We start from the raw sequence: 12,305 nt of genomic DNA on the forward strand, positions 1-12,305 counted from the left end.
CGATTCCGCCCAGGGCGCCACCGAAGCCGCCTTTGGACAGCCCGGTGAGGAACACCGCCGGGAGGGCAAACAGGAGCAGATCAGACAGGCTCATATGGCAGGCCACAGCAGAGAGGCGCGCAGGTTAGCAGAGGGCGGGCCATTGCTGAATGGCAGCTGCGGGGATTACTCCAGCTGGTTCCGTGCAGGAGGCGCGTGGCGGACTGTGTGGCTGTTTTGTCGAGCGACTGTATATACAGGCGATCTGTCGTGGCTGCTCTAATGGCCGCTCACCTGCAATGATGAGGAAGCGCCATGTCGCCCAAGGATCTGCTGTTGGCGCTGGTCGTGATCATCGTCTGGGGCATGAACTTCGTGGTGATCAAGGTCGGTCTGGATGACATGCCGCCGATGCTGCTGGGGGCGTTGCGGTTCATGCTCGCGGCCTTTCCGGCGATTCTGTTCATCAAGCGCCCGCAGATCCCGCTGCGCTGGCTGCTGCTCTACGGCCTGACCATCTCGCTGGGCCAGTTCGCCTTCCTGTTCTACGCCATGTCGGTGGGCATGCCGGCGGGCCTGGCTTCGCTGGTGCTGCAATCCCAGGCGTTCTTCACCCTGTTGTTCGCCGCGCTGTTTCTCGGCGAACGCCTGCGCCTGGCCAACCTGTTCGGCTTGTTGGTGGCGGCGGGGGGCTTGCTGCTGATCGGCTTGCAGGGCGACCGACTGATGACCATGGCCGGGTTTGCCCTGACCATTGGTGCGGCCTCGATGTGGGCGCTGGGCAATATAGTCACCCGCAAGCTGGGCAAGGTGAACCTGGTCGGCCTGGTGGTCTGGGGTAGCCTGGTGCCACCGCTGCCATTTCTGGCGTTGTCCTGGTTTCTTGAAGGGCCCGAAGTGATCGAGGCCGCGCTACGCGGCATCAACCTGAATTCGATCCTGGTGCTGATCTACCTGGCCTTCGGCGCGACCATTCTCGGCTATGGCCTGTGGAGCCGCCTGCTGTCGCGCTACCCGGCCAGCCAGGTGGCGCCGTTCTCGCTGCTGGTACCAGTGGTGGGGCTGACGTCTTCGGCGCTGCTGCTCGACGAACGCCTCGGCCCGCTGCAAGTACTAGGCGCGCTCCTGGTCATGCTCGGGCTGCTGATCAACGTCTGCGGCGGCTGGCTGTACGGGCGCTTACGCCTGGCCTGAGTGGTGGTGAAAAAACTCCCGCCTACTGCGAGCGCTCGATGTTTTCACAACCTTTGATGACGCCTGCTGCGTCAGCTCGTTAGCGCTTGCCCATGGAACGACGGGTGCCATTAGGTGCCGGGCCGATCTTCTTTTCGTGAGCGGACTTGTTGCCTTTCTGGTGCCAGGCCTGGCCGTCGTTTCTGGCCGAGGCGTCTGCAGCGGCGGAGAATAGCGAGGCAAAGCCTGCCAGGCCGGGTTTCTTCACCACGGTCGGTTCGCTGGTTGCGGCTGTAGCGGGTTCACCATCGGTAGCCTGAGTGGCGAGCGTTGGGGCAGGCGAGTGGGTGCTGGTCATGGAAGGTCCGCGGCGGCCGAGGGAAAAGTGGGGCGCGAGTATACCTGTCTATCCAGCGTTGCCCTATTCCGTTGATCGAGGGGGCTCTCAGTTCGCTTCGGCAATCGCCCTGGCCGCTGTCAGGCCCGGTCAAACCATGCAACCGGTGGCTCCAGGTCGCCGCGTAGGAGCTCCGTCGGCACCGCTGCGCATCGCCCTGGGTCGTGGGCGTGCCCCGTGAATCTTTACCCTCGGCTTACTCATGGCTGACCTCAACTGACGCGTATCCGTTGTTTGATGGAGGTCGGGGAATACGTCCCCTTGAATACCAGGAGGTACTTATGCTGAGTCGAATTTCCAAGGTCGTACTACTGGCCGGTTGTCTTGTCGCGGCAGGCAGTGCATCCGCTTTCGAGCGACGCGACGTCGTCCCCGTGATCGCCGGCGTTGCAGTCGGCGCGCTGCTGGTCTCTACGTTGAATAATTCACATGACGACCGCCATCGCCATGATTACCGTCAGCCGCAACGGGCGGTGCATTACGCCCCGCGCCCCCACCCGCATCATCGCTACCGCCACGCGCCACGACAGGTGCGCTACGTGGCCGTGCCGGCCCGCGAGGTTCGCGGCTATTACCGCAATGATCGCGGCCACCACCGCGATGATCGTGGCTACCGCGACCAGCGTAACCACCGCGATTATCGCCGCGATTGAGGGCAGGCACTTGCCGTGCTGCTCTCGTCAAACAACCCGCATATCATTGAATTTACGTGTTATTACGTCCTCTGTAGGAGCGGCTTCAGCCGCGAATTCTTCGCGGCACAGCAAAACTTCGCGGCTGAAGCGGAACGCCGCCCGGCCGCTCCTACGACGGCGGGTCCTGCGCACCCAGTTTGCTGCGCGACAACGCTCCGTCGAAAGCGGCGGTGACGCCCCGCGTCGCGCGGTTGTGCGGGTGCGTGCAGCAGGTGCCTGATGCAGCAAGGTTTCAGGCGCGCGGCAGCTGATCGAGCAGTTTGATGAAGTTGCGTTTGGCCTTGTAGGTCTGGCGCAACTCGATCAGTTTGGCAGTGAAGGCGGCTTCGAGCTGTTGGGTGTGCATCAGTGTGCCCATTCGCTGGATCAGGTCGACGGCTCTTTGATAGGCCTGATTGTTGGTCTGCTGGATAATCGGCTCGAGCATGCGTCGGTACAGGCCGATGGCGTCTGTCGGGCGGGTGCTTTCCAGTTTGAGTGCGAGGTCGTGGAGCAACTCCACTTTACAGTCGCCCTGTTGGCTGAGCAGCCAGGCCGCATCGAGATCTTCCTCCCAGAGGGCAATCGCCAGGCATAGCGAGCGTGCGTTGGCCTGTGACTGCGGGTTGTTGTCGGTTGCCCCAGTCAGCCGCGCCATGGCTCGCTGGCGTTGTTCGGACGCGCGCTGCAGGCGTTGTGCCAGGCCTTGCAGCTTCTGGTAGTTGTTCAATGAGGGCGCTTCGTCGAACTGCACCCAGGTCAATTGCAAGGCCTGTTCATCACGGCCGCAGAGCAGGTACTGCTGTGCCAGGAAATCGCGCAGGCGGTTGTCGGTTCTATGGGGGAAGGCGGCCATGCCTCGCTCGGCCCAGTGTCGCGCCATATCGCTATTGCCGGCCTCTTGATAGAGCTGGGCGATGTTCAGGTAGTGGTAGGCCGCTGTCAGGTCGTGGGCCTTGATGGCGACCAGGGCATTCAGATCGCCGTCGAGTTCGGCCAGGGTGGTCATGATGCGGGTGATGCAAGAGCGGTTACCGCCGTACTGCGGCCGATCTGTGGCGGTCAGTGTCGACACCCGGCTCCATTCGGCCTGGGCCAGGCAGCGGAAATGCTCCAGGCCACTGTCGCCGAGCACCTCCCGATACTGCCTGGCGCAGTTGTAAAAGCTGTCGAGGTTTTCATCCATTTCCAGCTGAAACAAGCGTTCGGCGAGCTCGACCGGGTCGGGTTTAATCAGGTTGCAGGCGTGCAGATGAAGATGCTTGAGGCGCTGCAGCGCCTGTTCCAATTCCTCGGAAGGCTCCTCGACTTGCTCTCGAGCCTGTTCGACGCGGGGAATGGCATATTCGCTCAGCTCGATAAGCAGCGCCCCGCTCTCGGGGCTCAGCAGCTCTTCGAGGGCATCGGTCAGCGTCAGCAGGTCATCGCCAAGACTTGAGGCCTGCCGCCAATCGAGAAACTCCTCGACTGTGGTCGCTTCGTCGATGGCGCGGTACCAGTCCGCGGCGCCGTCACTTGCGCCGTTGCTGCGTTTGCCGAGGTCGATCTTGAGCCGCAGGCTGCGATGCAGAGCGTTGTCGCGCATTGCAATCTCGAACAGCAGGCTGGCCAGCTCCGCTTGCGGCTGCCGGCTCAGCCAGTCGCGGATTTCCAGGTCGGGATCTGTGGCAGCCTCGGTCTGGCCCGGTTCCAGCGCATCGAGCCAGGCCAGGCCGACAGCGACCAGGTGCTTGCAGAAGTTGCCGTCCGCCCCGTGGCGGCAGGTGCAGCGGAAGTCCAGCCGCTCGGCCGATTTGCTCAGCTTGACCTGATAGCGTTCGCTGCCTTTTACCCACGCCTGGGCGCCGTCTGGGCCGACCTCCAGGGCGCTGACCAGACCTCTCGTTAAATAGTCGAGGCCGCGTTCGGCGGTAACCGGGCCGGCGTGGCTGAGCAGTTCGTCGAGGCTCGGGGCGGTGGGGGAGGTCATGCTCGAGGTGAACCTTGTGCTGGGCGTGTTGGCCGATCGGCGTATTTTAGCCAACGTGCAGCCATGCGAAACACCCAGAATGGCGACCAGACCATCAGTCGCTATAGATCCGCCTTGGCAGGATCCCGCCTGCGTCAGAATCATTTGCCGCACAGGCCGCCTCGCCGTAACCCGTCATCCTTTGCGCCAGGCGACTACCCTGAGTGAAGCCGCCTTGCCTGAGCCGAACGGCAAACGTCGGCGCACGTCCAGCACGAGGAGACCCGCATGGAAAAGAAAAGAGAACTCGAGACCTATCAGCGCCTGAGGAAGCAGCACCCGGATTACTTCGATGCCGTGGAGGCGCTGGGCAAGACCGCACGCAATGCCGGCCCGCTGGAGGAGCAGGTCATCCAGCTGGTGCAACTGGCTGCCGCGGCAGCCATTCGTTCCGAGGGCGCGGTGCACAGCCATGTGCGGCGCGCACTGGAGGCCGGCGCCACTGCAGAGCAGATCCATCACGCGCTGCTCTCGCTCACCAGCACCATCGGTTTCCCGACCGTGGTTGCGGCATTGAGCTGGGCGGATGATGTGATCGGCAAGGCCAAGCCCGGTGGCTAACCGCAATCGGTGATCCGGGGTTGACCGGCGCGACCTGATGCCGGCGGGTTGTCGCTGCACTCCGAACGGAACACCGCCCGGATCGTCCCAGGTTCTGCGCCGCCCGGATCTGCCGGTCGGGTGATCTGTGATGGGTATCGCTGCGCTCAACACATCCTACAAAAGCCCCGATCGCGCTGACCCGACCAATTACCTGGAGCAATCCGCGATCCGCAGGGGGGGGCACTCGCCGCAGGCAGTGCACCATCGGCACGGCACAAAAGCCGGCGGGTCGCCCTACCTCCGAACGCATCACCGAGCGGACCGCACTATGCTTCGCGCAGCGGCGCCTTGCGAACACCTGGAGTCGCTCTGGCGACGGCACTCGATATGTCTAGAGTCGATGAGTTCAGCAAGTCCGACAGTTGATGTCGTTGGGCTTCGCTCCTCAGCGCCAACGTGCAATAGGGCGCTGGAGCGGTGAGGGCGTTGATCGTACCTGTGCCTGGCACAGGTACGATCCAGACACTCAGTCCTGGCGGCTGGTGACTTCCAACAGGTGGTAACCGAACTGGGTTTTCACCGGACCTTGCACGACATTGATCGGGGCGCTGAACACCACGGTGTCGAATTCCTTGACCATCTGGCCCGGGCCGAAGGAACCGAGGTCGCCGCCGCTACGGCTGGACGGGCAGGTGGAGTTGTCTTTGGCGACCTGGGCGAAGTCGGCACCGCCTTCGATAGCGGTTTTCAGTTCGAGGCACTTGGCTTCGGATGCAACCAGGATGTGACGGGCAGTGGCTTTGGCCATGGGGGATTGCTCCTTTTTAAATAAGCTGCAGAGACTACCGCAATCAGCGGGCTATTAAAACGACGGGCCAGGCTCCGTGCGTCGCCAGCGCAGCAGCTCAGGCGCACGATAGTGGGCATGTATGAGCTTGTCGGCTGGCGCGGGCTTGACGGTTGTCTTGCTGGTGTTGCGCTCCAGCCTGGCGGTGGCGCCGCCATTCGTCCTGCTTGGTGAGCCGCAGCCTGCTTTCTTTGCATGCTGCCGATGCGATTGCCCTGAGCATGCTGTTTCTCACCGGCTTGAGCCACGCTCGCTTTGCCGGTGCGCGTCGTCCCTGAATCGCCGTGCTGGTGTTCACTGGGGTTGGGGGGCTCTGGTCGCTGCGAGCATCGCCCTGGACGGCTGACCAGGGAGGGATTGCTGAGAGTTTGTGAAAAAACGCTCGCCTACTGCGACCGCCTCCAGGCGCCCGCTGCGAACACCTGGAGACGGTCTCGCTAAGGCGCTCGATATCTTTACAGCCTCCGAGAGCTTTGATGCAGGTTAATGGGCTGAGGCGACTATCTGGAACTATGCTTGCCACGATCACTACACGGCCATCATCGGCCGGGAGAACGCCATGAATAATGTACTGGTTCCATTCGACGGCTCGCCCAGCGCCCAGCGGGCAATTCAATACCTGGTGGATTTCGCTCGGAGTAATCCGAACCTTTCGGTGCATGTGATCAACGTGCAGACCGAACCCAGCTTTTTTGGCAACCACGGCTCGCCGAGCATGATCGAACAGTTCAAGACTGCGGCCTTGGAGTATGCAGGGGTGATCAATGCCGAGGCCGTGACCTTGCTCGGGGCGGCCAACATCCGCTGCCAGTCCCATGAGGTGCTGGGTGATGTGGTGACCGAGGTGATCCAGGCGGCCGCGAAATACGGCTGCGACACCGTGGTAATGGGCACCCGTGGTATGAGCAGCTTGGGCAACCTGGTGATGGGGTCGGTGGCTAGCAAGGTGGTGCAAGAGGTACCGGTGCCGGTGCTACTGGTCAAGTAGCGACTCTGTCGGCTAGTCCGGTCGCGCAGCCGGTCGTGCCCCCCCCCCGGCTGGTGTGCAGCCCTGTTTGACGATGTCGTCTGCTGTTGGTCCTGTCTTCTTTGATGGCTATCACTGCGCTTAACCTGTGCGGCCCGCCCCTCTATGCCTGCGCCCCCCTCCAGACGCCTTGCCGCGAACACCTGGAGCGAGCTCGTGGCGGCGCGTTACCGGGTGCCGTGCTGATCCAGGGCTAGCGGTTCAGCGCTTGCGCGGCATTCATGCGGCGCAGATCTGTGCGGCCGGCTCCGACCCGGGATAAACGGATCAATCTGTCCTTGCCGATTGTCTAAAATCAAATGAGTGAGCCTGATTATTCCCAGGCATCCACCTCAGGAGGTCTTGCCATGAACACCTTGACCATCGAAGGCTGGTGCAAAGCCCGCGGCGCCACAAAGTCCACGCCGCTGGGGCGCTTCCATTTTCATGTCAGCGAGCCCGATCATTTGCGCCTGGAGCAGGCCGAAGAGCGCTTGCAGCAGACTCACGAGCCAGAAACCATGGTCGATGCCGATGTGACCACGATGGAGCTGAGTACGCCGGATGAATGCGGCCCCTTGGCCGATTGCCAGTGGCGGGTGTATCTGGATAAGGATGAGCGCGGCCAATTCCATCTGGTCGGGCATCGGCTGAGTGACGGCAGTCTGGTTTATACCAACGCGGTGATGATCGATCAGCTGGGTTAAGCCGGGGACGGCCGCAGGGCGCCTATCATGCCCATGCTCTGCATGGGCATGATAGGCTGCCGCTCGATGTGCCGAGCGGCTGTCCCAGTGTGCGTCTTCAGATCGTATCCAGGCGCAGTGCGTTGTCACCGAACAAGCTGTCGATCATTCGCGTGGTATCGGCGCCGGCGCTGACCATGCCGCCGGGGCCGGTGGTAATTTCGTAGTGCGCGGCCAGGTCGACGCCGGACAGTTCGATCATCTGACTCGGCGGGCCACCGGCATCGGCACTGATCGAGATCAGGGTGCTGACCGATCCGCCGCTGCCGAGCACGAAGAAATTCAGGTAATCGGCCAGAACGCCGGATTCCTCGGTACCCAGCAGATCATGCAGGTTCAGGCTATCGCCCTCGGGGCCACCGAGGGTGAAGTCGAGGATGCGGTCGTGGCCCTGCTCGCCGGCATTCCAGACAAAGACATCCTGGCCGCTGCCGCCAATCAGGATGTCGTCGCCTTGTCCACCTATGAGCCTGTCGTTGCCACCCTGGCCGAACAGGATGTCATTGCCGTCGCCGCCGTTGAGCAGATCGCTGCCGCCGCCTGGGGCGCTGGTCAGGCCCAGGTCGAAGGCCTGATCGACAACAAACTCGCGCACCTGGGTCAGGCTCGGTGCTGCGCCGCCATTGCCGGCCTGCAGGTAGTCGAGCAGTGCCTGATAACCCTGGCCGTCGTGACTGCCGGCAGGGTGCCCGGGCCAGGCGAGAAAGTCGGTGTTCAAGCTGTCGCCGAACAGGATGTCGTCACCCGCACCGCCGGACAGCTGATCATCGCCCAGCGCTAGCGCGCCAGTACTGGTGGAGCCGCTAGTGAGCAAGGCCTGCAACTCTTCGGCGCTGTGGACGATCTGCGAGCTGCCGGCCGGGGCGGTCACTACCGTCCCGTCGGGCAGGTTCACCGAACTCGTGCCGCTCGGCGCGGTATTGTCGAAAAGGTCCAACACCGCCGAGGTACTGGCCGAGCCGATACTGATGCTGTGCACTTGGATCTGCTCGCCACCAATGCCTTCATGCAACATGCCGCTGCCGGCCTGCAGGGCTTGGTCGATGTCACGGAAATTGGTGATGTTGGCCGTGTCGAACACCGGATTGCCCTGTTCATCCAGGTACATGGTGGGCTGTCCGTCGGAGAGCAGGAAGGCCAGTTGTTCGTAATTGCCGGCACTGTCCGCGCCAGCGCCGATGATCTGCTGGTTGAACCATTGGCTGGCCTCAGCCATGGCCGCCTCGTAATTGGTGTGCCCGGTCAGGCTCAGGGCGTCGATGGCGGACAGCAGGATGCCGACGTTGGCCGCATTCAGACCGTAGAGCGTAGTGACCGCGCCGACATCACTGTTGAACGGCAGCAGTTGCACGTTGATCACGCCATCATGATTCTTCAGCTGGTTGGCCAGATGGCTCAAGGCATCCTTGGTCAGCTGGATGCGCGACTCCCCCGAGCCCGAGTCGCGGGCCATGCTGCCCGAGGTGTCCACCAGCAGGGCGATGTTGTAGTTCTTGCCGGGCAGGGTCAGGCTCTGCGTCCCGCCGCCATCACCGATCAGCACATCGTTGCCTGAACCGCCCACCAGCATGCCGGCAGGGGCCGAATTCAGCGGGCTTGGCTGCAGATGGGGAGTGGTCGCGCCCGGTATATCGTCGGCGTTGCTACCGACCACCAGCAAGGGCGGTTCAGCGACCGGAGGCACTGGCGGCGCGCTCGGCTCGTCCGGCTCGGCGGCCGGCAGTAGGCTGCTCAAGTCGATATCGAGGTTGGCAAACGCCAGCGGCCCGGTGTCGAAACCGACTTGCGCCTCCAGTTGGCCGGCCGTCTCCTGCAGCAGGACGAACGAGTGACCACCGCTGCCACTACCGCCGCTGCCCGCCTGAGCGCCTGCCGCCGGAGCTTCGGTATTGGTGCTGGGGTCTTCACCCGCCTCGATGGCGCGCTGCAGTTCCTGGATTTCGCGCAACTGCGCGGTGCTGGTCAGCGGATCCACGGGGTCGGTGGCAACATCGCCGGCGAGCAATGCCGGGCTGAGCAGCAGACTGCTGGTGCGGCCCATGGTCAGTTCACCGCCCTGGTCGAGACTGATCGCCACCGAGCCATCACTCCCGGAAACCAGCTGGTCACCGAGAAACACTCGATCGCCTTCAACCAGACGGCGCTGGACGCCGTCGTTACCGACTACCGAAACCTCAGCGATAACCTGTCGTACCACACCTATGGATAGGCTCATGCATTCTCTCCTTGAAACCGTCATACCCATGTCGGGGGTGGAAATCGCGCGAGCTTTTCAGCCCTGCGCAATAGACAGACCCGCTCCGAGCGGTATTGCCTGGGCAATGTGAACTGCTTCCTTGGGCAAGCAAATTGACCAATTGGTTTAGAAAGTTTTCAAGAAACATTCATTTATAACCGTTGGAGGGCTATCGATATTGCGCTTGGCCGCGCGTTTGGCTGCCTGCCCGCGGAGCCTTTACAGGGGCGCTGGGCCGGTGCCCGAGGCGATGAGCGGCGGGGGCGTGGCGGGCGGCTTGGCGCTGTTGTCCAGCGTTGAAACCCCGGGGCGCGGGCGGCCCGGCGATGGCTGCCACAACAGGATTGCGCGCTTGTCTCGAGGGCAGGTTGCGCCGCGTGGATAAGCCGGGCGCAACCCGGCAAACAAGCCCGGATTACCCTGGAGCCTATCCGGCTGATGAGAGCCGGATAGGGTGAGTGACGCTGTTTTGCTCCGTCATCGCGGTGGCTGGATGGATAAAGCGTCATCCAGCCGCTGTCGCGGACCTTGCATATGAACCCAGGGTCTAGGCTACTAATATTCGCGGCTACCTAGCTGCCCTCCCAGGCCATCAAGTTCCATGACGTGGATGACAGCAACCATGCCCCATACCGCACATTCGACCTGCCGCCGCTCGTGCGGCAACCGCCTGACCTTGCTCACATTGGCGACAGTCGCGCTGCTCGGTGGCGCATCGGCGTCCGCCAGCGACAGCCAGCAGCTCATCGCGCTGATCAACCGGTACCGCGAAGCGCCACAGACCTGCGCCGGCAAGCCAACCGAGGTCGCCGGCCCGTTGGTACCTGACGAGCGTCTGGCCCGGGCGCAGCTGGCGCCCAGTGTGCAACTGCAGGATGCCTTGCAGCGGGTGGACTATCAGCCGGCCACGGTCAAGGTGCTGACCCTGTCCGGGCCGGGCAGCGTGGAGGCCGCGTTCGAGGCGTTCAAGCAACGCTACTGCGCCTCGCTGCTGGATGTGCAATACGCCGATGTCGGGGCGCAGCACACTGGCAATACCTGGCAATTGATCCTTGCCCGGTCATTTCTGCCCAGCGGCATGCCGGAATGGCAGGTGGCGGGGCAGGAAATCCTGCAATTGGTCAATGCCGCTCGCGCCAAAGCGCAACGCTGCGGCGACCAGACCTTGAGCCCGGCAGCGCCGCTGCGCTGGAGCGAGCAACTCGGCCAGAGCGCCCTGGCACACAGCCGCGACATGGCCGTGCACAACTACTTCAGCCACGCCGCCAAGGACGGCAGCCTGGCGGGTACGCGCGCCATGCTCGATGGCTATGACTGGCAACTGATCGGCGAAAACATCGGCGCGGGGCAGGGCACGGCAGAACACACAGTCGCCGGCTGGCTGGCCAGCCCCACTTACTGTTTCAACCTCATGAACCCGGACTTCACCGAGCTGGGCGGTGCCTATGCGGTGAACCCGCAGAGCGATGCGGGTATCTACTGGACGCTGCTGCTCGGCACGCCGCAGTAGAGGCCGCGTGCCCGAGGATCGGGGCGGCATAAAACTGGCGGGCTGTCGCTGCGCTCCGAACGGATCGCCGCCCGAGCCGCCCTACCCGCAGGCAGTGCACCGTGGTTCAGCGGCGCGACATAAAGCTGGCGGGTTGTCGCTGCGCTCCGAAGCCGCTCCGAACGGACTACCGATGTTTGAAGCAGTCGCAGTAGGCGCGAGTTTTTTCACCGCCTCTCAGGCCTTTTCGCGGGTCGCGTTGTCTACACTTGGCTTGTTCAGGGCAGGCAGCATGCATACACGCAACGTGATGACAGAAACCATGGCCGCGATACGAGAACCCTTGTCCGAGCCCCGGCGACACGCTGGCCGCAGCCTTCTGCGCGCAGTTGCACTGCTGTTGGTCGCCCTGCTGTCGGTCCCTGCGGCGCAGGCCTCCGAGGCGCGAACCCTGCTCAAGCTGATCAACATGTATCGCCAAGCCTCGCCACTTTGCGGTGGCCAGCAAGCCCCTTCACTGGGTCCGCTGGCGCCGGACGGCAGGTTGGCGCGGGTGCTGGTGACTTCCGAGGCGCAATTGCAGCGCGAACTGAAGCGGGCCGACTATCAGGCGAACAAGGTGCAGGTGATTACCCTGACGGGGTCGACCAGCGTCAATGCCGTCATGTCTGCGCTCAAACAGCGCTATTGCGGCCCCTTGCTGGATTCGCACTACAGCGAGATCGGCGTGTTGCGCAGGGGCAAGACCTGGCAGCTGATCCTCGCACAGCCGCTGCTATCCCCAGACCTGGGCGACTGGCAGCAGGCGGGACGGGCGATCCTGCAGCAGGTCAACCAGGCCCGCGCCACCCCCAGGAACTGCGGAGGCCAGGCATTCGCCGCGGCAGCGCCGCTAACCTGGAATGTGCGACTCGCCCGCTCCGCCCTGGCGCACAGCCGCGACATGGCCGCGCGCAATTACTTCAGCCATACCGACAAAAGCGGCAGCCATGCGGGCGTGCGCGCCCAGCATGCCGGCTACCACTGGCAGCGCATCGGGGAAAACCTCGCCGCGGGGCAGGGCAGTGCGAAACAGGCGGTAGCCGGCTGGCTGGCCAGCCCGTCCCACTGCCCCAACATCATGAACCCGGACTTCACCGAGATGGGCGCCGCCTACGCGGTGAACCCCGAGAGCGATGCGCTCATCTACTGGACCCAGGTGTTCGGC

The 12,305-nt window shown here is 63.4% G+C and carries 10 protein-coding genes and 2 pseudogenes; 7 read left to right on the forward strand and 5 right to left on the reverse strand.

The window, feature by feature from the left end:
• Positions 1-94, reverse strand: a pseudogene (locus tag ABZE94_RS15450) (sulfite exporter TauE/SafE family protein); the annotation flags it as partial.
• Positions 95-294: 200 nt separating this feature from the next.
• Here ABZE94_RS15450 and ABZE94_RS15455 point away from each other — a divergent pair.
• The gene (locus tag ABZE94_RS15455; protein ID WP_372876383.1) at positions 295-1,173 is read left to right on the forward strand and encodes an EamA family transporter; all 879 of its coding nucleotides are present in this window, start codon (positions 295-297) and stop codon (positions 1,171-1,173) included.
• A gap of 79 nt (positions 1,174-1,252) precedes the next feature.
• Here the strand turns inward: ABZE94_RS15455 and ABZE94_RS15460 are convergent, their stop codons facing one another.
• Positions 1,253-1,510, reverse strand: coding sequence for a hypothetical protein (locus ABZE94_RS15460; protein ID WP_372876384.1), 258 nt, complete (start codon positions 1,508-1,510; stop codon positions 1,253-1,255).
• A 320-nt stretch (positions 1,511-1,830) separates the two neighbouring features.
• Between ABZE94_RS15460 and ABZE94_RS15465 the strand changes: the two genes are divergently transcribed.
• A complete protein-coding gene (locus ABZE94_RS15465) occupies positions 1,831-2,202 on the forward strand; it encodes a hypothetical protein (RefSeq protein WP_372876385.1) in 372 nt (123 codons plus the stop codon).
• A 274-nt stretch (positions 2,203-2,476) separates the two neighbouring features.
• Here the strand turns inward: ABZE94_RS15465 and ABZE94_RS15470 are convergent, their stop codons facing one another.
• Positions 2,477-4,192, reverse strand: coding sequence for an SWIM zinc finger domain-containing protein (locus ABZE94_RS15470; protein WP_372876386.1), 1,716 nt, complete (start codon positions 4,190-4,192; stop codon positions 2,477-2,479).
• Between the two features lie 267 nt (positions 4,193-4,459).
• Here ABZE94_RS15470 and ABZE94_RS15475 point away from each other — a divergent pair, with 267 nt between their 5' ends.
• Positions 4,460-4,792, forward strand: a complete 333-nt coding sequence (locus ABZE94_RS15475; RefSeq protein WP_372876387.1) for a carboxymuconolactone decarboxylase family protein — start codon at positions 4,460-4,462, stop codon at positions 4,790-4,792.
• Between the two features lie 508 nt (positions 4,793-5,300).
• On the opposite strand, the pseudogene ABZE94_RS15480 reads toward ABZE94_RS15475, so the two are convergent.
• Positions 5,301-5,600, reverse strand: a pseudogene (locus tag ABZE94_RS15480) (peptidylprolyl isomerase); the annotation flags it as partial.
• A gap of 580 nt (positions 5,601-6,180) precedes the next feature.
• Here ABZE94_RS15480 and ABZE94_RS15485 point away from each other — a divergent pair.
• On the forward strand, positions 6,181-6,609 hold the full coding sequence (locus ABZE94_RS15485; protein ID WP_372876388.1) for a universal stress protein: 429 nt from the start codon (positions 6,181-6,183) through the stop codon (positions 6,607-6,609).
• Positions 6,610-6,995: 386 nt separating this feature from the next.
• Positions 6,996-7,334, forward strand: coding sequence for a hypothetical protein (locus ABZE94_RS15490; protein WP_372876389.1), 339 nt, complete (start codon positions 6,996-6,998; stop codon positions 7,332-7,334).
• 97 nt (positions 7,335-7,431) lie between these two features.
• On the opposite strand, the gene ABZE94_RS15495 is transcribed toward ABZE94_RS15490, so the two are convergent.
• Complete coding sequence (locus ABZE94_RS15495) at positions 7,432-9,588, reverse strand: retention module-containing protein (RefSeq protein WP_372876390.1); 2,157 nt, start codon at positions 9,586-9,588, stop codon at positions 7,432-7,434.
• 643 nt (positions 9,589-10,231) lie between these two features.
• Between ABZE94_RS15495 and ABZE94_RS15500 the strand changes: the two genes are divergently transcribed.
• Both ABZE94_RS15500 and ABZE94_RS15505 read left to right on the forward strand, forming a co-directional pair.
• A complete protein-coding gene (locus tag ABZE94_RS15500; RefSeq protein ID WP_372876391.1) occupies positions 10,232-11,119 on the forward strand; it encodes a CAP domain-containing protein in 888 nt (295 codons plus the stop codon).
• A 301-nt stretch (positions 11,120-11,420) separates the two neighbouring features.
• Positions 11,421-12,305: CAP domain-containing protein (locus ABZE94_RS15505; protein ID WP_372876392.1), on the forward strand; the 885-nt coding region annotated here is incomplete at its 3' end.

Source organism: Pseudomonas sp., assembly GCF_041601375.1.
Classification (GTDB): Bacteria; Pseudomonadota; Gammaproteobacteria; order Pseudomonadales; family Pseudomonadaceae; genus Aquipseudomonas.

Excerpts from the sequence above, each read along its gene's own strand:
- ABZE94_RS15455 (WP_372876383.1), top strand. The coding sequence starts at position 295 with ATGTCGCCCAAGGATCTGCTGTTGGCGCTGGTCGTGATCATCGTCTGG.
- ABZE94_RS15460 (WP_372876384.1), bottom strand. The coding sequence starts at position 1,510 with ATGACCAGCACCCACTCGCCTGCCCCAACGCTCGCCACTCAGGCTACC.
- ABZE94_RS15465 (WP_372876385.1), top strand. The coding sequence starts at position 1,831 with ATGCTGAGTCGAATTTCCAAGGTCGTACTACTGGCCGGTTGTCTTGTC.
- ABZE94_RS15470 (WP_372876386.1), bottom strand. The coding sequence starts at position 4,192 with ATGACCTCCCCCACCGCCCCGAGCCTCGACGAACTGCTCAGCCACGCC.
- ABZE94_RS15475 (WP_372876387.1), top strand. The coding sequence starts at position 4,460 with ATGGAAAAGAAAAGAGAACTCGAGACCTATCAGCGCCTGAGGAAGCAG.
- ABZE94_RS15485 (WP_372876388.1), top strand. The coding sequence starts at position 6,181 with ATGAATAATGTACTGGTTCCATTCGACGGCTCGCCCAGCGCCCAGCGG.
- ABZE94_RS15490 (WP_372876389.1), top strand. The coding sequence starts at position 6,996 with ATGAACACCTTGACCATCGAAGGCTGGTGCAAAGCCCGCGGCGCCACA.
- ABZE94_RS15495 (WP_372876390.1), bottom strand. The coding sequence starts at position 9,588 with ATGAGCCTATCCATAGGTGTGGTACGACAGGTTATCGCTGAGGTTTCG.
- ABZE94_RS15500 (WP_372876391.1), top strand. The coding sequence starts at position 10,232 with ATGCCCCATACCGCACATTCGACCTGCCGCCGCTCGTGCGGCAACCGC.